Here is an 18,328-nt window from a genome sequence, read left to right as displayed (position 1 = left end):
CCGGGCCCTGCTATTGGCCGTTTTCCTGCGGGTCGGCCAGCAGTTCGGCGACCCGTTCGACCGCTTGGCGCAAAGCCCGTTGCTCCGGACCGTGCTTCAGGATGTCCCGGGACGATGCGGGCAGCACACCCGGCAGGGACGGGCCGAAAACCGCTCGCAAATCGGCCACAGTGGCTCCCTGGGCGCCGAAACCGGGGGCCAGCACCGGACCGTTCAGCCGCGAGAGGTCGAGCTCCCCGGGCGGAACGGTGGCCCCGACGACGACACCCACATCGCCGAACGGTTCCGCGCCTGCGTTGAGCGCCGCCGCGGCGTCGACGATCGACTGCGCGACCGTGCGCCCGTCGGGCAGCTTCGCGTTCTGCACCTCGCCCGCTTCCGGGTTCGAAGTCCGGGCAAGCACGAAGATGCCGCGGCCCGCCGAGGCGGCCGTGGCGGCGCAGGCGTCCAGCGAGCCGAAGCCGAGGTACGGCGACACGGTGATGGCGTCGGCCGCGATGGCCGCGCCGTCGCCCACGTACGCGGCGGTGTAGGCCGCCATCGTGGAGCCGATGTCGCCGCGCTTGACGTCCAGCAGCACCAGGGCCCCGGCGTCCCGGGCGGTCTCGACCACCCGTTCCAGCACCGCGACACCGGCGGCTCCGAAACTTTCGAAGAACGCCGACTGCGGCTTCACGACGGCTGCGCGGGCCGCCAGGACCTCCGTGGCGGACAGCGCGAACCGTTCCAGGCCCGAGACGTCCACCGGGAGCCCCCACGCCTCGATCAGGCCCGGGTGGGGGTCGATCCCGGCGCACAGCGGGCCGCGGGCCGCGACGGCCTTGGCCAGCCGCGCCCCGAACCGCTCTCCCCCGCTCACGCCTTCGCCTTCAGGGCCGCTTGGAGCTCCTGCAGCGACCGGACGCCGATGTCCCCGCGGATCAGCGCCTCGATGCCGTGCACGGCCGCCGCGGCGCCCTGCACGGTCGTCACGCACGGGATGTCCCGGGACACGGCCGCGGTGCGGATTTCGTAGCCGTCGACGCGCGGACCGCTGTTCCCGTAGGGCGTGTTGATCACCATGTCGACATCGCCGTTCAGGATGACGTCCACGATGTTCGGCTCGGCTTCGGTGGAACCCTCGTAGTGCTTGCGCACCACGGTGCAGGCGATCCCGTTGCGCCGCAGCACTTCCGCGGTGCCGGAGGTGGCCAGGATTTCGAAGCCGAGGTCCGCCAGCCGCTTCACCGGGAACACCAGCGAACGCTTGTCGCGGTTGGCCACCGAGACGAACACCCGCCCGGACGTCGGCAGCGAGCCGTACGCGCCGCTCTGCGACTTGGCGAACGCCTTGCCGAAGTCGACGTCGACGCCCATGACCTCGCCGGTGGACTTCATCTCCGGGCCCAGCAGCGAGTCGACGCCGTGGCCTTCGGGGGTCCGGAAGCGGTGGAAGGGCAGCACGGCCTCCTTCACCGCGACCGGCGAGTCGGCCGGCATCTGCCCGCCGTCGCCCTCGGCCGGCAGGACGCCGCTCTCGCGCAGGTCCTTGATCGTCGAGCCGGTCATGATCAGCGCCGCGGCCTTGGCCAGCGGCACGGCCGTCGCCTTGGACACGAACGGCACCGTCCGCGACGCGCGCGGGTTGGCCTCCAGGACGTACAGGACGTCGTCCTTGAGCGCGTACTGGACGTTCAGGAGCCCGCGCACGCCCACGCCGCGGGCGATCGCCTCGGTGGAGCGGCGGACGGCCTGCAGGTCGGTGTGGCCGAGCGTGATCGGCGGCAGCGCGCACGAGGAGTCACCGGAGTGGATCCCGGCCTCTTCGATGTGCTCCATGACACCGCCGAGATACAGCTCCTCGCCGTCGAACAGCGCGTCGACGTCGATCTCGATGGCGTCGTCGAGGAACCGGTCGACGAGCACCGGGTGCTCCGGGGTGACCTCGGTGGCGCGGCGGATGTAGCCGGCCAGCGTTTCCTCGTCGTAGACGATCTCCATGCCGCGGCCGCCGAGGACGTAGGACGGCCGGACGAGGACCGGGTAGCCGATCTCGTCGGCGATCCGCTTGGCGCCCTCGAAGGAGGTTGCCGTGCCGTAGCGCGGGGCGGGCAGGCCGGCGTCGGTGAGGACCTCGCCGAACGCGCCGCGGTCCTCGGCCAGGTGGATGGCCTCCGGCGGCGTCCCGACCACCGGGACACCGGCGTCGGCGAGCTTCTTCGCCAGGCCCAGCGGGGTCTGGCCGCCGAGCTGGACGATGACGCCGGCGACCGTGCCGGACGCCTGCTCGGCGTGCACGACCTCGAGGACGTCCTCGAAGGACAGTGGCTCGAAGTACAGCCGGTCGGACGTGTCGTAGTCGGTGGACACGGTTTCCGGGTTGCAGTTGACCATGACGGCCTCGAAACCGGCTTCCCGCAACGCGATCGCCGCGTGCACGCAGGAGTAGTCGAACTCGATGCCCTGCCCGATCCGGTTGGGGCCGGAGCCGAGGATGAGCACCTTCGGCTTGTCGGACTGAACGGTCACTTCGGACTGGGCTTCGGGGTCGGACTCGTAAGCCGAGTAGTGGTAAGGCGTCTTGGCCGCGAACTCGGCCGCGCAGGTGTCGACGGTCTTGAACACCGGCCGCACGCCGAGGCGGTGGCGCAGGGTGCGAACACCGTCCTCGCCGGCCAGTTCCGGCCGCAGGGCGGCGATCTGGCGGTCGGACAGGCCCGTGCGCTTGGCGCGGCGCAACAGGTCACCGTCGAGGACGGGCGCGTCGCGGACCTCGGCGCCGACCTCGCCGATGTAGGCGATCTGGTCGATGAACCACGGGTCGATGCCACTCGCTTCGTGGACCTGCTCGACGCTGGCGCCGAGCCGCAGGGCACGCTCCACTTCGTACAGCCGGCCCTCGTGCGGGTTGCGCAGATCGTCCAAAGTGGACTCCAGCGTGACGCCCTCGGGATCGGGCAGCGTCCAGAAGCCGGTCGCCTTGGTCTCGATCGACCGCATCACCTTGCCGAGCGCCTCGGGGAAGCTGCGGCCGAACGACATGGCCTCGCCGACGCTCTTCATCGTCGTGGTCAGCGTCGGGTCCGCGCCGGGGAACTTCTCGAAGGCGAACCGCGGCATCTTGACGACGACGTAGTCCAAAGTGGGCTCGAACGCGGCCGGCGTCTCGCCGGTGATGTCGTTCTGGATTTCGTCGAGGGTGTAGCCGATGGCGAGCTTCGCGGCGATCTTGGCGATCGGGAAGCCGGTGGCCTTACTGGCCAGCGCAGAGCTGCGGGACACGCGCGGGTTCATCTCGATGACGACCATCCGGCCGTCGGCCGGGTTGATCGCGAACTGGATGTTGCAGCCGCCGGTGTCGACGCCCACCTCACGCAGGACGGCGATGCCGACGTCCCGCATCACCTGGTACTCGCGGTCGGTGAGGGTCATGGTCGGCGCGACGGTGACCGAGTCGCCGGTGTGCACGCCCATCGCGTCGATGTTCTCGATCGAGCAGACGACCACGACGTTGTCGTGCTTGTCGCGCATCAGCTCGAGCTCGTACTCCTTCCAGCCGAGCACGCTCTCCTCGATGAGCACCTCGGTGACCGGCGATTCGGCGAGCCCGGTGGAGGCGAGCCGCTCGAGGTCCTCGGGCGTGTGCGCCATGCCGGAACCGAGCCCGCCCATGGTGAACGACGGCCGGATGACGACCGGCAGGCCGAGTTCCTTGACGGTCTCGCGCACTTCGTCCATGTCGTGGCAGACGCGGGAGCGCGGGACGTCGGCGCCGACCGTGCGGACGATGTCCTTGAACTTCTGCCGGTCCTCACCGCGCTGGATGGCGTCGATGTCGGCGCCGATCAGCTCGACGCCGTACTTGTCGAGCACCCCACGCTCGTGCAGCGCGACGGCGCAGTTGAGCGCGGTCTGCCCGCCGAGGGTCGCCAGCAGCGCGTCGGGGCGCTCTTCGGCGATGACTTTCTCGACGAAGTCGGGGGTGACCGGCTCGATGTAGGTGGCGTCGGCGAACTCGGGGTCGGTCATGATGGTGGCCGGGTTCGAGTTCACCAGGGAGACGCGCAGGCCTTCGCTGCGCAGCACCCGGCAGGCCTGGGTACCGGAGTAGTCGAACTCCGCGGCCTGCCCGATCACGATCGGCCCGGAGCCGATCACCAGCACGTGCTGGATGTCCGTCCTCTTCGGCATCAGGCCTTCTTCTCCATGAGCGAAACGAATTCGTCGAACAGGGGGGCCGCGTCGTGCGGGCCGGCCGCGGCTTCGGGGTGGTACTGGACCGAGAACGCCGGGACGTCCAGCGCCCGCACGCCCTCCACCGTGTCGTCGTTCGGGCAGTAGTGGCTGATCTGCGCCGCCCCGAACGGGGACTCGAAGCGCTGGCCCGGTTCGCCTTCGAGGGCGAAACCGTGGTTCTGGGCCGTGATGGCCACGGATCGAGTCGCCACGTCGATCACCGGGATGTTGATGCCGCGGTGGCCGTAGCGCATCTTGTACGTCCCCAGGCCCAGGGCGCGGCCCAGGACCTGGTTGCCGAAGCAGATGCCGAACAGCGGGATTTCGCGGCCGAGGACCTGCTTGGTCAGCTCGGTCGCGTGCGTCGTCGTCGCCGGGTCGCCCGGGCCGTTGGACAGGAACACGCCGTCCGGCTCGATCGCCAGCACGTCTTCCAGCGAAGCGGACGAGGGCAGCACGTGCACCTCGATGCCGCGCTTGATCATCTGGCGCGGGGTGTTGGACTTGATGCCCAGGTCCAGCGCCGCCACGCGGAAGCGAACCTCACCGTCCGGCGAGACCACGTACGGCTTCGGCGTCGACACCTGGCCCGCCAGGTCCGCGCCCTCCATCTTCGGGCTGTCCAGGACCGAAGCGACCATGTCGTCGACGGTGCCCAGCGCGTCGCCGGAGAACACCCCGGCGCGCATCGCGCCGACCTCGCGCAGGTGCCTGGTCAGCGAGCGGGTGTCGACCTCGGCGATGCCGACGATGCCCTGGCGCACCAGCTCTTCGTCGAGCGAGCGCTTGGAGCGCCAGTTGGACGGCGTGCGCGCGGGGTCGCGCACCACGTAGCCGTTGACCCAGATCTTCGAGGATTCGTCGTCCTCGTCGTTCCAGCCGGTGTTGCCGATCTGCGGCGCGGTCTGCACCACGATCTGCCCGTGGTAGGACGGGTCCGTCAGCGTTTCCTGGTAACCGGTCATGCCGGTGCAGAACACCGCCTCGCCGAGGGTTCGCCCCTGCGCGCCGTAGGCAGCGCCGCGGAACACCCGGCCGTCTTCGAGTACCAGTGCGGCCTGAGCGCGCGCGTTCACTGGGCACCTCCCTTGATCTTGAGCTGTTCGATCCACTGTGGATAGTCATCGAGGTCGTCGCCGCGGAAGCCGGTGTCGAGCTCGGTTTCGCCGAGCCGCCAGGTGACGACCAGCAGCGCGTCCGTGCCCATCACCTTCCCGGCGATCTTCGTGTCGCGCCGGACACCGGTGACGGCGTCCCGCGGGATCCAGAAGTCCGGCGCTCCCCCGCGTTCGACGGCGATACCCTCACCGTGCAGGCGCCAAACCGCGCCGGTGCGCAGCCCCGCGCCGCGGGTGACGACCCGGTTCTGCCACTCCCCCGCGAACGTCGTGGCGAGGTAGACGCCGGTGGACTCCAGCAGCACCTCGCCGGCGTCGCCGGGGATGGCGGGGAACGGCGGCACCTGGACGCTCTGCGAGCGGGACTTGCGGCGCCAGCCGACGTACATGCCCCAGACGCAGAGCAGGAAGAAGGCGAAGATCGCCAGCACGAGCCAGAAGCGCTCCATCAGCAGATCTTCCCGTCCCGCGCGGTGAGCCGCCCGCGCAGCAGCGTCGCGGTCACCACGCCGGGCAGCCGCATTCCCTCGTACGGGGTGTTGGCCGCGATGCTGGCCAGCTCGGCGCCCCGGACGGTCCACTCGGCGTCCGGGTCCACCAGGGTCAGGTTCGCCGGCTCGCCCACCTCGATCGGCCGGCCCTGGTCGGCCAGGTTCCCGATTTCGGCGGGCCGCTCGCTCATGACGCGGGCGACGCCGCGCCAGTCGAGCAGGCCGGTGCGGACCATGGTTTCGGCCACGATGGACAGCGCCGTCTGCAGCCCGAGCATGCCCGGCCGCGCGGCGGACCACTCGGTGTCCTTGTCCTGCACCGCGTGCGGCGCGTGGTCGGTGGCGACGCAGTCGATGGTGCCGTCAGCCAAGGCGGCCCGCAGCTTTTCGGCGTCGGACTCGGTGCGCAGCGGCGGGTTCACCTTGTTGACCGGGTCGTAGGTGGCCAGGCGCTCGTCGGTGAGGAGCAGGTGGTGCGGCGTGACCTCCGCCGACACCTTCGTGCCGCGGTCCTTCGCCCAGCGCAGCACGTCCGCCGTGCCCGACGTCGAGACGTGGCAGACGTGCAGCCGGGCGTTCGCGTGCAGCGCGAGGAGGCAGTCGCGGGCCACGATGGACTCTTCCGCGGCGGCCGGCCAGCCGGTGTAGCCGAGCCGGGCCGCGCGCTCGCCCTCGTGGGCCTGCGCGCCGACGGTCAGCCGCGGCTCCTCGGCGTGCTGCGCGATGACGACGTCGAGCGCGGTCGAGTACTCCAGCGCGCGGCGCATCAGCAGCGGGTCGGCGACGCAGAGGCCGTCGTCGGAGAACACCTTCACCCGCGCCTGCGAGTTCGCCATCGTGCCCAGCTCGGCGAGCTTCTCGCCCTTGAGCCCGACGGTGACCGCGCCAACCGGGTGGACGTCGACCAGGCCGACCTCCTGGCCGCGCCGCCAGACGTGGTCGACGATCACGGCGTTGTCGGCGACCGGGTCGGTGTTGGCCATGGCGAACACCGCGGTGTACCCGCCGAGCGCCGCCGCGGCCGAGCCGGTGTCGATGGTCTCGGTGTCCTCGCGGCCGGGTTCGCGCAGGTGGGTGTGCAGGTCGACGAAGCCCGGCAGCAACACCTGACCGGCGGCTTCGACGACCGAAGCGTCTTCCGGGACGTCGAAGGCGCCGATCGCGGTGATCACGCCGTCCTCGATCAGGACGTCGACCGGGTCACCCTCGCCGTAGGGGCGGGCGCCCTGGATCACGGTGCTCACGCGGCGGCTCCTTCGCTGGCCAGGAGGTGGTAGAGGACCGCCATCCGGACGTGGACGCCGTTGCGGACCTGTTCGGTGATGGCCGAGGCCGGGGAGTCGGCGACCGCGGACGCGATCTCCATCCCGCGCAGCATCGGGCCGGGGTGCAGCACGACCGCGTGGTCCGGCAGCAGCTTCTGCCGCCGTTCCGAGAGGCCGTACGCGATGGAGTACTCCCGGGCGGAGGGGAAGAAACCTCCGTGCATCCGTTCGGCTTGGACGCGCAGCATCATCACGGCGTCGACCGCGGGCAGCTCGGCGTCCAGGTCGTGCGAAACGGTCACCGGAAGGCTTTCCACGCCGTAAGGCAGCAACGTCGGCGGCGCGACCAGCACCAACTCCGCGCCGAGGGCCGAGAGCAGGTGGATGTTCGAGCGGGCGACCCGGCTGTGCAGGACGTCCCCGACGATGGCGATCCGGCGGTCCTTGAGGGACCCGAGGCGCTCCCGCAGCGTGGCCGCGTCGAGCAGGGCCTGCGTCGGGTGCTCGTGGGTGCCGTCGCCGGCGTTGACCACCGAGGTGCCCGGCCCGGCCAGCCAGCCGGCGAGGCGCTGGGCGGCGCCGCTGGCCGGGTGCCGGACGATCACGCAGTCGGCGCCCGCGGCGGCCAGCGTCAGGGCCGTGTCCCGCAGCGACTCCCCCTTGTTCACCGAGGAACTGGAGGCCGAGACGTTGATCACGTCCGCGCTCATCCACTTGCCGGCGATCTCGAACGACACCCGGGTGCGGGTCGAGTTCTCGTAGAACAGGGTGATCACCGTGCGGCCGCGCAGCGTCGGCAGCTTCTTGACCTCGCGGCCGAGCAGCGTGTGCTTGAGCTCGTCGGCGGTGTCGAGCACGGCCGTGGCGACCGCCGGGTCCAGGCCGTCGGTGGCGAGCAGGTGCTTCACGAGTCCTCTCCAGGGGCTTCCGCGGGTCGCAGCAGGACGGCGTCGCGGCCGTCGATCTCGGCCAGCAGGACGGACACGCCCTCGGCGCGCGCGGTCGGCACGTTCTTGCCCACGTAGTCGGCGCGGATCGGCAGCTCGCGGTGACCGCGGTCGACCAGGACGGCCAGCTGCACCGCGCGGGGACGGCCGTGATCACGCAGGGCATCGAGCGCGGCCCGGATGGTCCGGCCGGAGAAGAGGACGTCGTCCACCAGGATCACGACGCGGTCGTCGATGCCGTCGGGCGGCAGCTGCGTCTGTTCGAGCGCGCGCGGCGGGCGGCGGCGGAGGTCGTCCCGGTAGAGGGTGACGTCGAGGGCGCCGGTGGGCGGGCGGACCCCGGAGAACTCGCCGATCTTGTCGGCCAGGCGGACGGCCAGGGGCGTGCCGCGGCTGGGGATCCCGAGCAACACGGGCGGGGTAGTGCTCTCCGCACCGTTCGCGGTCTTTTCGATGACCTGATGGGCCATTCGGGCGATCGTGCGCGCGACATCGCCGGCCGTCAGGAGCTCGCGCTCCCCGGCCGAACCAGCCGCGTCACGCGGGCGTGACGACAAACCGGACTCCTTCCCCGCCTCACCGGACGGGTCCTTAAAGGACGTCTGTTCCCCTGCTGGTCGGGGCTTTCGCACCGACAGTAGCAGGCACTTTGCTCAGTCTTCCGGGTGGTGTGGCGTGATTCGCGGCAAGCTTCTGCTTGACCTGGTGACAACAATGCGTAACCATTACTCTGAGTATTCGACTCAGCGAGTCCCCCGGCCCGGTCACCCCGACCGGGAGGGGGTGAAGAACGGAGAACGACCAGATGGGCGATTACGCCAAGGCGCTCGGGGCCAAGCTCCGCGGGATCCGCCAGCAGCAGGGCCTGTCCCTGCACGGGGTCGAGCAGAAGTCCGGTGGGCGCTGGAAGGCCGTCGTCGTCGGCTCGTACGAGCGTGGCGACCGCGCCGTCACCGTCCAGAAGCTGGCCGAGCTGGCCGACTTCTACGGTGTGCCGGTGGTCGAGCTGCTGCCCGAGGGCCGGGTCCCCTCCGGTGCCGAGCCCGCCACCAAGATCGTGATCAACCTGGAGCGCCTGCAGCAGCTGCCGGCCGAAAAGGTGGGCCCGCTGGCCCGCTACGCGGCGACGATCCAGAGCCAGCGCGGCGACTACAACGGCAAGGTGCTCTCGATCCGCACCGAGGACCTGCGGTCCCTGGCGATCATCTACGACATGACCCCGGGCGAGCTGACCGAGCAGCTCATCGACTGGGGTGTGCTCCCCCCGGAGGCGCGTCCTTCCAAGGAGGACTGATCGCCCGATGTGCTGCACCGACGAGGTGAGCGTTCCCCGGTGGGGCACCGGAGACGCTCACTGACTCGTCGGGGGGCCTCGCAGCACCCGGGTGGATCTTCGTTCTACAGCACCGCGCGGAGGCGGTCGGCGATCGTGCCGATCCGGCCCAGGACGCCGTTGACGAACCGCGGCGAGTCGTCCGTGGACAGTTCCTTCGCCAGGCCGACGGCCTCGTCGATCGCGACCGGGTCCGGCACGTCCTCGGCCCAGAGCAGCTCGTAGACCCCGACCCGCAGCACCGCGAGGTCGACCTTCGGCATCCGCTCCAGGGTCCAGCCCTGCGCGTGCTCGGCCAGCAGCTCGTCGATCTGCGCCTTCCGGGCCGTCACGCCCTCGACCAGGCTGATCGTGTAGTCCGCGATCGGGTCGACCTCGGTCGCGCCGACGCGGTCGGCCAGCAGCGTCACCGCGTCGGTGTCGCGCTGCACAGCCTCGTACAGCATTTCCACCGCGCGACGGCGCGCCTGCCTGCGGCTGATCGCGCCGCCGCGGTTCGGGTGGGGTTTCGACGTCGGCATCAGCTGGAGACGCGGCCCAGGTAACGGCCGTCGCGGGTGTCGACCTTGATCTTCTCGCCGGTGGACAGGAACAGCGGGACCTGGATCTCCGCGCCGGTCTCCAGCGTCGCCGGCTTGGTGCCGCCGGTGGACCGGTCGCCCTGCAGGCCCGGGTCGGTGTGCTGGACGACCAGCTCGACCGACGTCGGCAGCTCGACGTACAGCGGCTCGTTCTCGTGCACCGCGACCTGGACCTCGGTGTTCTCGAGCATGTAGTTGGCGTTGTCGCCGACGACCTCGGCCGGGACGGTGATCTGGTCGTAGGTGTCACCGTCCATGAACACGAAGTCCTGACCCTCCTTGTAGAGGTAGGTCATGTTCCGGCGGTCCACCGTGGCCGTGTCGACCTTCGTGCCCGCGTTGAACGTCTTGTCGACCACCTTGCCGGTGAGCACGTGCTTGAGCGTGGTGCGCACGAAGGCGCCGCCCTTGCCCGGCTTGACGTGCTGGAACGCGGTGACGGTCCAGAGCTGGCCGTCCAGGTTGAGGACGAGCCCGTTCTTCAGGTCGTTGGTCGTGGCCACGAGCTTGCAGTCTCCTGTGTCGATCTTCCGGTGTTCGGGGCCGCCGTCAGACGACCACGAGGTTCTTGGTGCTCAGGGTGAGGAGTTCGGGCTCCCCAGCCCGCACGACGAGCGTGTCCTCGATGCGCACGCCACCGCGCCCCGCGAGGTACACGCCGGGCTCGACGGTGACCGCCATACCGGCGGCCAGTGTACCGACGCCCGTCGCGGCGAAGCTGGGCGCCTCGTGGATCTGCAGGCCGACGCCGTGCCCGAGACCGTGCGCGAAGTGCTCGCCGTGCCCGGCGCCCTTGATCACGTCCCGCGCGGCGGCGTCCACATCGGACACTTCGGCGCCGGGCACGACGGCGTCGACGCCCGCCGCCTGTGCGGTGTGCACGAGGTCGTACACCTCGCGCTGCCAGTCCGCGGGCTCACCGAGGACGAAGGTGCGGGTCATGTCGGAGTGGTAGCCGTCGACGGTGGCGCCGAAGTCCATCTTGACGAAGTCGCCCCGCTTGAGTTCGGCGTGCGTCGGCTGGTGGTGCGGGATGGCGGAGTGCGCACCGGCGGCGACGATGGAGGCGAAACTGGGCGCGGACGAGCCGTGCTCCAGCATCCGGTTCTCCAGGTCACGGGCGATTTCCAGCTCGGTCCGCCCGGGCCGCAGCCCCCCGGCGGCGAGCAGGTCGTCCAGCGCCCGGTCGGCGGCGGCGCACGCCTGGCGCAGGGCCTCGATCTCGGCCTCGTCCTTGACCTCGCGCAGCTGCTCGACCAGGCCCGGGGTGCGCTCGAGGGGCACCTGCCGCTTCAGGGCTTCGTAGGTCTCGACGCTGACGTGCTGGCTTTCGAACCCGACGCGCCCGTAGGTCCTGCGGTCGCCGGCGGCCTTGGCGACGAGGGCGGCGGCACTGGCCCGGTCGACGACGGTTTCGAGGTCGGGCACCTCGGCGGCCGACTGGGTGGTGTAGCGGCCGTCGGTGCAGAAGAGCGTCTTGGCGTCGCCGTCGGCGTGGAGGAGAACGGCGGCGTTCGAGCCGGTGAAGCCGGTCAGGTAGCGGATGTTGAGCAGATCGGTGACCAGCAGCGCGTCGACACCGGCTCCGGTCAGGAGCCGGCGCAGCGCACCGCGGCGTCGTCCATGGGTCTCGGGCACGGGGTTCACCTTAGTTCCCCGGGGGCCGGGTGACTGGCCAGTAGGCCGCCTACACTCCGCAGGATGAGCGCCTGGGTGATTCGCGGACTGGTGATGGCGGTGCTGCACGGCGCGGCGATCACGTTGCTGGCCAAGTACGCGGTCTACCACCCGACGGACCAGACGCTGGTGATCTCACTGGCCCTGGCGGTCCTGGTCGGCGCGGCGGCGCTGTGGAGCGCGGTGGACGCGTGGCGCGGCCTCCCGGACCGCGGGCGGGTGTGGTTCATCGCGGCGCTGATCGCGGGCCCGGTGGCGGGGATCCTGTACGTGATCGGCCGGGCGGTGTTCGTGGACCAGACGGGCGTGTCCGAGCTCGGGGGCGCGTTGACCGGCGGGGCGGCGTTCTCGGCGCTGCTGGTCCTGATCCCCGCGGGGCTCGGGTTGTTCGTCGGCGGCCGGCTGGGGCGGTCGGAGGGATCGGGCGAGGAACCGCGGGGGTAGTTCGCGGCGCTCACCGCGGCGGGCCTTTGCGATGCTCGCGGGCTTCGGGCCGCCTCCGCGTGGTCCTGCATGCCGCGCGGGCACTTCCCCGGCCGCGCCTGCCCGCTCCGCGGGCATTGCCTGCCGCATTCGTCGATCCCCAGGCGCGCTCACCTGCTCGGCCGAGCCGCGTCCTCACTCAGCCGACCAGCGAGGCGCCCTTCGGGTAGCCGTCCCACTGGGCCGCGCTGAGCGGGCGGGCCGTCGAGGCGTTGTTGCCCACGATGCCGCCGTCGGGGATGCGCCAGCGCTTCCGGTCGTCGAGCACGAACGCGAACCCGCGGTCCGGGGCCTCCACCGCCTCCGCGCCCGATCGCAGGCGGGCCGCCAGCGGGAGCGTCTCCAGGGCCGGGGGTGCCTTCTCCAGCACTTCGCCGGCCAGGGCCACCGCCACCGTGCGCCGGTCCACCCGCACGCGCGCGCCCGCCCGGACCAGGTCCATCGTGCGCTCCGGCGAGGGGGCCGTCACGCCGTCGAACGTCGCGGCCACCCGGCCGGGGTTCGCGCACGCCTGGCTGCCCAGCAGGTCCAGCCCGAAGTGCCGCAGGTCGCTCGGCGCGTTCGCCCCGCCCAGCGTGGTCGCGCGCACGACGTCGAACGGCACCCGGTCGCACGGGTCGGCCGACGACAGCGGCGCGTGCCCGTCCGCGCGGCGCACCAGCCCCGGCCCCTCCTTCCACGGTCCCGGGATCACCACCGGCTGGAACGGGTGCTCGGTGAAGTCCGCCGTCCAGAAGGTGAGCGTCGTCCCGCCGTCGGTCTCGTGCGCGACGACGAACGCGGCGAGCGCCCCCACCCACATCAGGTCGGCGCTGAAGCCGTCGACGATCGACCGGGCCCGCGGCGCCGACGTCGACGCGACCGGCACGAACCCGCCGACGTCCAGGGCCTGCACCCCGGACCCGAACGCCGGGTCGCGCGAGCGGAGCAGGAACTGCCCGGCGCCGTTGGCGCCCGCGGCGCGGCCGGTGGTGTCGGTGAACATCAGGTAGAACCAGCCGTCGAGGTAGACGACGGAGGGCTGGCCGGCCCCGTAGACGTTCGCGCGGTGCACGTCGTGCGACGGCCCGAGGATCGGCCGCCCGCCCGCGGCCCGCGTCCAGTGGAGACCGTCGGTGCTGGTGGCGAGCCCGATCGCGTTGCCGAGCGCGTGGTCCCCGGCGGCGCCGGTGTAGTACAGGTAGTACGTCGAGCCGACGCGCAGCACGGACGGGTCGCAGGTGTGCATGCCGTCGAACTGCCCGGGCGCACCGGAGAAGACGGCCGCGGGGATCCCGCCGCCGGGTCCGGCGAACGGCCCGTCCATCGACTGCGCCTGGGCGTAGAGGATGTCGTCGCCGGCGGGTCCGGCGCCGCCGTACTGGCTGCACCACCACATCCGGGTCTGCCCGCGGTCGAGCATGACGGAGGGGCCGTAGTTGTAGACGGCATCAGCTCCACCGGCGGCGATCACGCCACCACTCTGCCGGGGGTCACCCGAAGCGAGCTTGACATCGGTGGGCCGCGGCGCGCTGGTTTTCCCGCCGGCGATGGCGGGCTGGTTTCCCGCCGCCTGTGGCTGGGCGTAACCCTGGGTGCAGCCTGCGAGGAGGAGGCCCGCCAGAACGCTGGCGAACAAGGCACGAGCGGGTCGCCGACCCCCACGACGAAACGGGTGCACGACACCGGAGTGTAGCGAGAGACCACCCGTCCGGGCGGCGGCGCTCCTGTTCGAGGGACGCCCGATCGAGCGCGGCGTGCCGCCACACAGCCCGGCAACCTCCTCCACCCAGCTCTACCGGGCGCCGGGTCTTTCCGCCGCGCTCTAGCGGGCGCCGGGTCTTTCCGCCGCTCTATCGGATGCCGGGTTTTTCCGCCGCGACCAGCTCGACCTCGAACCCGGCCTCGTTCTCCAGGTACGCCGCGTAGTGGGCGGCGCCGCCCGCGTGCGGGTACCGGTCCGCGAACAGCGGGCGCCAGCCGTGCTTCTCCGCCCTGGCCGCCAGGTCGTCCACCTCCGCCCGGGTCGCCACGTGCAGCGCCAGGTGGTTCAGGCCCGGCCGGGTGCGGTCGTGCTCTGGCGCGCTCAGCTCGGGCGACTCCTCGACCACCAGGTACGTTCCGCCGAGCCGCCAGCTGATGCCCGCCGGCCAGCGCTGGAACTCGCGCCAGCCCAGCTCGCCGAGGAGCCAGCCCCAGCTGCGCTCCGCCTCCGCGAGGTCCGGCACCCACAGCTCGATGTGGTGCGGCCGCCCGTGCACCGCCGGCAGCGCCACCAGCACCCGGTGCAGGTCGCCGTAGTGGACGCCGCTGCCGACGTCCAGGAAGCCCAGGCGGGCGGCCACCTTGCGGCTCGCCGCGTTCCGCTCGTGGACCAGCGCCCAGACCGCCGGCAGCCCGAGCGTGCCGAGCCCGTGGTCCAGCAGCGCGCGGGCGGCCTCGGTCGCGAATCCCCGGCCGGCGTGCGTGCTCGCGACGTAGTAGCCCAGCTCGGGCACCTCGCCCGGCAGCTCCCACGACGGCCGCAGGTGCGCGACGCCGATCACCTCGCCGTCGTGCTCGATCACCCAGTGGCCCTGGCCCGCCGGGCCGCGGTAGGCGAGGCGGCGGTCCACCATCGCGCCCGCGGTGGCCGGGTCGGAGAAGTCCGCCGCGAAGAACCGGCTCATCTCCGGGTCGGCGAAGACCTTCACCACGGCTTCGCGGTCCGGCTCGGTCAGCGGCCGCAACGTCAGCCGCGGCGTCGCCAGCAGGGTCATCCCGCGTGGGTGGCGAGCCAGCGCAGGGCGAGCGGGTAGCCGTCCACGCCGAGACCCGCGATCACCGCGGTCGCGATGTCCGACAGCACGCTGTGGTGCCGGAACGCCTCCCGCTTGTGCACGTTCGAGATGTGCAGCTCGATCAGCGGCGCGGTCAGCTGCGCCGCGGCGTCGCGCACCGCGATCGAATAGTGCGTCCACGCGCCGGCGTTGAGGACCACCGGGTTCCCGCCGTCGGCGGCCTCGTGCAGCCAGCCGACCAGCTCGCCCTCGAAGTCGGTCTGCCGGACCTCGACCTCGATCCCCAGCTCCTCGCCGGCCTTGACGCACAGCGCCGCGAGGTCGTCGTGGGTGGTCGAACCGTAGACCGACGGCTCGCGCTTGCCGAGCCGGCCGAGGTTGGGGCCGTTGAACACGAACGCCTTCACAGCAGCACGCTCCCGCCGCTGCGGGACGGCTCCGCCGCGATCGCCGAGTACGCAGCCGCCAGCAGCGCCGGGTCCGGCCCTTCGAGCCGGCCGGGCTTGCCGACGCCGTCCAGGACGACGAACCGCAGCGCCCCCGAGCGGGTCTTCTTGTCGCCCTTCATGGTTTCCAGCAGCTGCGGCAGCGCGTCGGCGTCGTAGGTCGTCGGCAGGCCGAGCAGCTTCAGCACGGACGCGTGCCGTTCGGCCGTGGCGTCGTCGAGCCGGCCGGCCAGCCGCGCCAGCTCGGCGGCGAACACCAGGCCGACGCTGACCGCGGCGCCGTGGCGCCACCGGTACCGCTCGCGGCGCTCGATGGCGTGCCCGAGGGTGTGGCCGTAGTTGAGGATCTCCCGCAGGTCGGATTCGCGCAGGTCGGCGGCCACCACGCCGGCTTTCACCCGGATCGACCGCTCGACCAGCTCGGCCAGGACGTCACCGGTCGCGTCGAGCGCCGCGGCCGGGTCGGCCTCGATCAGCTCGAGGATCCGCGGGTCGGCGATGAAGCCGGCCTTCACGACCTCGGCCATCCCGGCGACGAGCTCGTTCGGCGGGAGCGTCTCCAGCGTCGCGAGGTCGACGAACACCGCGCTCGGCTCGTGGAACACCCCGACGAGGTTCTTGCCGGCCTCGGTGTTGATGCCGGTCTTGCCGCCGACCGAGGCGTCGACCATGCCGAGCAGCGTGGTCGGCACGTTGACCAGCCGGACCCCGCGCATCCAGGTGCCCGCGACGAACCCGGCGAGGTCGGTGACCGCGCCGCCGCCGAGGCCGACCACGACACCGCGGCGGTCCAGCCCGATCCGGCCGAGCACCTCCCAGCAGAAGCCGGCGACGGTCAGCGACTTGCCGTCCTCGGCGTCCGGGATCTCGACCCGGTGCGCGTCCAGGCCCGCCGCGTTCAGCTCGTCGCGGATGGCCTCGGCCGTGGCGGTCAGCGTCGGCGGGTGGATCAGCGCGACCTTCGAGGCGCCGGCCAGGTGCTCGGTGAGGTCGCCGAGCAGGCCGCGCCCGACCACGACGTCGTAGGGCTGGGCGGTGGCGACCGGGATCCGCACCGGATCAGACACGGGGAAACTCACTCCTTGGCTTCGGCGGGAGCGGCGAGCTCCGCCACGAGGTGCGCGACGATCTCGGCGGGCGACCGGTCGTCGGTGACGATCTCGACGGTGGCGACCTCGCGGTAGACGGGCACCCGCTCGTCGAGCAGTTTCTTGAAGGTGGCGCGGGGGTTCACCCCGGCCAGCAACGGCCGCGCGGAGGACAGCCCGGTGCGCTGCACCCCCGCCGCCAGGCCGACGTTGAGGAAGACCACGGTGTGCCGGGCCAGCCGGGCCCGGGTGCCCGGGGTGAGCGGGGCGCCGCCGCCGAGGGAGAGCACGCCGTCGTGCTCGGCCAGCGCGGTGGCGACCGCCGCTTCTTCCAGTGCGCGGAAGGCGGGTTCGCCGTCCTCGGCGAAGATGTCGGAGATGCTGCGCCCGGTGCGCGCGACGATGTCGTCGTCACTGTCCCGGAACGCGACGCCGAGTGAAGCCGCCAGCAGCGGCCCGACCGTGCTCTTGCCCGAGCCGGGCGGGCCGACGATCACCGCGCGAGGGCTCACCAGCGCTCCTCGAGGGCCTTGAGGTACGCCTCGGCGTTGCGCTTGCTCTCGGCGAGCGAGTCGCCGCCGAACTTCTCCAGCGCGGCGTCGGCCAGGACGAGCGCCACCACCGACTCCAGCACGACCCCGGCGCGCGGCACCGCGCAGACGTCGGACCGCTGGTGGATGGCCACCGCGGGCTCCCCGGTCTTGACGTCCACTGTGGACAGTGCTTTGGGGACGGTCGAGATCGGCTTCATGGCCACGCGCACGCGCAGCGGCTCGCCGTTGGTGATGCCGCCCTCCAGCCCGCCCGCGCGGTTGGACCGGCGGGTGACGCCGACCGGGCCGGTGCCGCGGTCGATCTCGTCGTGCGCCTGGCTGCCCCAGCGGCGGGCGGTGGTGAAGCCGTCACCGACCTCGACGCCCTTCATCGCCTGCACGCCCATCAGGGCGCCGGCCAGCCGCGCGTCGAGGCGGCGGTCCCAGTGGACGTGGGAGCCGAGGCCCGGCGGGAGGCCGTAGGCCAGGACCTCGATCACGCCGCCGACGGTGTCGCCCGCCTTCCGCACGGCGTCGACCTCCGCGACCATCGCGTCGGTGCCCTCCTGGCTGAACGCGCGCACCGGGCTTTCGTCGATCGCCGCGAGGTCTTCCGCGGTCGGCAGCGGGCCTTCGGGCGCGTCCGCGCCGCCGATCGAGACGACGTGGCTGAGGATCTCGACGCCGAGCAGCTGCTTCAGGAAGTTCCGGGCGACGGTGCCGAGCGCGGTCCGCGACGCCGTCTCGCGGGCGCTGGCGCGCTCCAGGACGGGACGGGCCTCGTCGAAGCCGTACTTCTGCATGCCGGGCAGGTCCGCGTGGCCCGGGCGGGGCCGGGTGAGCGGTTCGTTGCGCGCGAGACCTTCGAGCACCTGCGGGTCGACCGGGTCGGCCGCCATGACCTGCTCCCACTTGGGCCACTCGGCGTTCTCGATCTGCACGGCGACCGGGCCGCCCTGGGTAAGGCCGTGGCGAACGCCGCCGAGGAACTCGATGTGATCGGTCTCGAACCCCATCCGCGGGCTCCGGCCGAAGCCCAGACGGCGCCGGGCCAGCTGCTCGGTGACGTCGGCGGTGGTGACGGCAACCCCGGCGGGCATGCCTTCGAGCACGGCGGCCAGCGCGGGTCCGTGCGATTCACCTGCGGTGATCCAGCGCAACATGGGCTCAATCCTGTCACGGGCGGGGTGCGGGGCATGCCTCCGGTCATGCCGAGCCGGGGAAGAGGGCGCACAGCCGGGCGGCGGTGAGCGGCGCGGGCCTGACGGCGGCCGGCGGGATCGGGGATCGGGGCGCACTTCGGCAAGCCTGCGGTGGCTGCCGCGGTGGTGGTCGCGAGGAGCGGGAAGGTCATGAATCCAGCGTGCTGCGGCCGGGGCGGGCGAGGCAATC

18 protein-coding genes are annotated in these 18,328 nt (G+C 72.0%); 2 read left to right on the top strand and 16 right to left on the bottom strand.

What is annotated here, in order from left to right:
- Positions 1-10: 10 nt before the first annotated feature.
- Genes pyrF through pyrR form a run of 7 tightly spaced genes read right to left on the bottom strand, consistent with a single transcriptional unit; the run spans position 11 to position 8,593 of the window.
- Positions 11-859, bottom strand: coding sequence for an orotidine-5'-phosphate decarboxylase (gene pyrF, locus AB0J55_RS19175; protein WP_364249695.1), 849 nt, complete (start codon positions 857-859; stop codon positions 11-13).
- The gene (gene carB, locus AB0J55_RS19170; RefSeq protein ID WP_364249692.1) at positions 856-4,170 is read right to left on the bottom strand and encodes a carbamoyl-phosphate synthase large subunit; all 3,315 of its coding nucleotides are present in this window, start codon (positions 4,168-4,170) and stop codon (positions 856-858) included. Before carB ends, pyrF begins: the two co-directional genes overlap by 4 nt.
- Entirely contained in the window at positions 4,170-5,291 is a 1,122-nt protein-coding gene (carA, locus tag AB0J55_RS19165; RefSeq protein WP_364249689.1) for a glutamine-hydrolyzing carbamoyl-phosphate synthase small subunit, read from the bottom strand. Before carA ends, carB begins: the two co-directional genes overlap by 1 nt.
- Entirely contained in the window at positions 5,288-5,782 is a 495-nt protein-coding gene (locus tag AB0J55_RS19160; protein ID WP_364249686.1) for a transporter, read from the bottom strand. Before AB0J55_RS19160 ends, carA begins: the two co-directional genes overlap by 4 nt.
- Positions 5,782-7,068 carry a dihydroorotase gene (locus AB0J55_RS19155; protein WP_364249683.1) on the bottom strand — a complete coding sequence of 429 codons (1,287 nt, stop codon included), beginning with the start codon at positions 7,066-7,068 and terminating at the stop codon, positions 5,782-5,784. The genes AB0J55_RS19160 and AB0J55_RS19155 overlap by 1 nt, the downstream gene beginning before the upstream one ends.
- The gene (locus AB0J55_RS19150; RefSeq protein WP_364249680.1) at positions 7,065-7,997 is read right to left on the bottom strand and encodes an aspartate carbamoyltransferase catalytic subunit; all 933 of its coding nucleotides are present in this window, start codon (positions 7,995-7,997) and stop codon (positions 7,065-7,067) included. Before AB0J55_RS19150 ends, AB0J55_RS19155 begins: the two co-directional genes overlap by 4 nt.
- Positions 7,994-8,593, bottom strand: a complete 600-nt coding sequence (gene pyrR / locus AB0J55_RS19145) for a bifunctional pyr operon transcriptional regulator/uracil phosphoribosyltransferase PyrR (protein ID WP_364249677.1) — start codon at positions 8,591-8,593, stop codon at positions 7,994-7,996. Before pyrR ends, AB0J55_RS19150 begins: the two co-directional genes overlap by 4 nt.
- A 248-nt stretch (positions 8,594-8,841) precedes the next feature.
- Between pyrR and AB0J55_RS19140 the strand changes: the two genes are divergently transcribed.
- Positions 8,842-9,330 (top strand): helix-turn-helix domain-containing protein, encoded by a 489-nt coding sequence (locus AB0J55_RS19140; RefSeq protein ID WP_003096372.1) that lies wholly within the window; start codon positions 8,842-8,844, stop codon positions 9,328-9,330.
- Positions 9,331-9,434: 104 nt separating this feature from the next.
- Here the strand turns inward: AB0J55_RS19140 and nusB are convergent, their stop codons facing one another.
- From nusB to AB0J55_RS19125, 3 genes are read right to left on the bottom strand one after another with little or no spacing between them, the layout of a single operon-like run.
- Positions 9,435-9,890, bottom strand: a complete 456-nt coding sequence (gene nusB, locus AB0J55_RS19135; protein WP_364249674.1) for a transcription antitermination factor NusB — start codon at positions 9,888-9,890, stop codon at positions 9,435-9,437.
- Positions 9,890-10,453 carry an elongation factor P gene (efp, locus tag AB0J55_RS19130; protein ID WP_176176226.1) on the bottom strand — a complete coding sequence of 188 codons (564 nt, stop codon included), beginning with the start codon at positions 10,451-10,453 and terminating at the stop codon, positions 9,890-9,892. The genes nusB and efp overlap by 1 nt, the downstream gene beginning before the upstream one ends.
- 46 nt (positions 10,454-10,499) lie before the next feature.
- Positions 10,500-11,588 carry an aminopeptidase P family protein gene (locus AB0J55_RS19125; RefSeq protein ID WP_364249671.1) on the bottom strand — a complete coding sequence of 363 codons (1,089 nt, stop codon included), beginning with the start codon at positions 11,586-11,588 and terminating at the stop codon, positions 10,500-10,502.
- 63 nt (positions 11,589-11,651) lie between these two features.
- Here AB0J55_RS19125 and AB0J55_RS19120 point away from each other — a divergent pair, with 63 nt between their 5' ends.
- Positions 11,652-12,071, top strand: coding sequence for a B-4DMT family transporter (locus AB0J55_RS19120; RefSeq protein WP_364249668.1), 420 nt, complete (start codon positions 11,652-11,654; stop codon positions 12,069-12,071).
- A 178-nt stretch (positions 12,072-12,249) separates the two neighbouring features.
- Here AB0J55_RS19120 and AB0J55_RS19115 read toward each other — a convergent pair whose 3' ends face one another.
- The 6 genes from AB0J55_RS19115 to aroC form a co-directional block, all read right to left on the bottom strand.
- Positions 12,250-13,728 (bottom strand): beta-xylosidase, encoded by a 1,479-nt coding sequence (locus AB0J55_RS19115; RefSeq protein WP_364249665.1) that lies wholly within the window; start codon positions 13,726-13,728, stop codon positions 12,250-12,252.
- Between the two features lie 214 nt (positions 13,729-13,942).
- Positions 13,943-14,848, bottom strand: coding sequence for a GNAT family N-acetyltransferase (locus tag AB0J55_RS19110; protein ID WP_364249662.1), 906 nt, complete (start codon positions 14,846-14,848; stop codon positions 13,943-13,945).
- Positions 14,845-15,276, bottom strand: a complete 432-nt coding sequence (aroQ, locus tag AB0J55_RS19105; RefSeq protein ID WP_364249659.1) for a type II 3-dehydroquinate dehydratase — start codon at positions 15,274-15,276, stop codon at positions 14,845-14,847. The genes AB0J55_RS19110 and aroQ overlap by 4 nt, the downstream gene beginning before the upstream one ends.
- Positions 15,273-16,382, bottom strand: a complete 1,110-nt coding sequence (gene aroB, locus AB0J55_RS19100; protein ID WP_364249656.1) for a 3-dehydroquinate synthase — start codon at positions 16,380-16,382, stop codon at positions 15,273-15,275. The genes aroQ and aroB overlap by 4 nt, the downstream gene beginning before the upstream one ends.
- An 8-nt stretch (positions 16,383-16,390) precedes the next feature.
- Positions 16,391-16,915 (bottom strand): shikimate kinase, encoded by a 525-nt coding sequence (locus AB0J55_RS19095; protein ID WP_364249653.1) that lies wholly within the window; start codon positions 16,913-16,915, stop codon positions 16,391-16,393.
- Entirely contained in the window at positions 16,912-18,099 is a 1,188-nt protein-coding gene (gene aroC / locus AB0J55_RS19090; protein WP_364249650.1) for a chorismate synthase, read from the bottom strand. The genes AB0J55_RS19095 and aroC overlap by 4 nt, the downstream gene beginning before the upstream one ends.
- Between the last annotated feature and the right edge of the window lie 229 nt (positions 18,100-18,328).

It is taken from the genome of Amycolatopsis sp. NPDC049688 (assembly GCF_040674975.1).
GTDB lineage: Bacteria > Actinomycetota > Actinomycetes > Mycobacteriales > Pseudonocardiaceae > Amycolatopsis.
This window is presented reverse-complemented; position numbering and strand designations above follow the sequence as displayed.

Bases quoted from the DNA above. Each gene is read 5' to 3' on its own strand.
- AB0J55_RS19160 (WP_364249686.1), bottom strand. From the start codon at position 5,782: ATGGAGCGCTTCTGGCTCGTGCTGGCGATCTTCGCCTTCTTCCTGCTC.
- AB0J55_RS19120 (WP_364249668.1), top strand. From the start codon at position 11,652: ATGAGCGCCTGGGTGATTCGCGGACTGGTGATGGCGGTGCTGCACGGC.
- AB0J55_RS19110 (WP_364249662.1), bottom strand. From the start codon at position 14,848: ATGACCCTGCTGGCGACGCCGCGGCTGACGTTGCGGCCGCTGACCGAG.
- nusB (WP_364249674.1), bottom strand. From the start codon at position 9,890: ATGCCGACGTCGAAACCCCACCCGAACCGCGGCGGCGCGATCAGCCGC.
- aroC (WP_364249650.1), bottom strand. From the start codon at position 18,099: ATGTTGCGCTGGATCACCGCAGGTGAATCGCACGGACCCGCGCTGGCC.
- carB (WP_364249692.1), bottom strand. From the start codon at position 4,170: ATGCCGAAGAGGACGGACATCCAGCACGTGCTGGTGATCGGCTCCGGG.
- AB0J55_RS19140 (WP_003096372.1), top strand. From the start codon at position 8,842: ATGGGCGATTACGCCAAGGCGCTCGGGGCCAAGCTCCGCGGGATCCGC.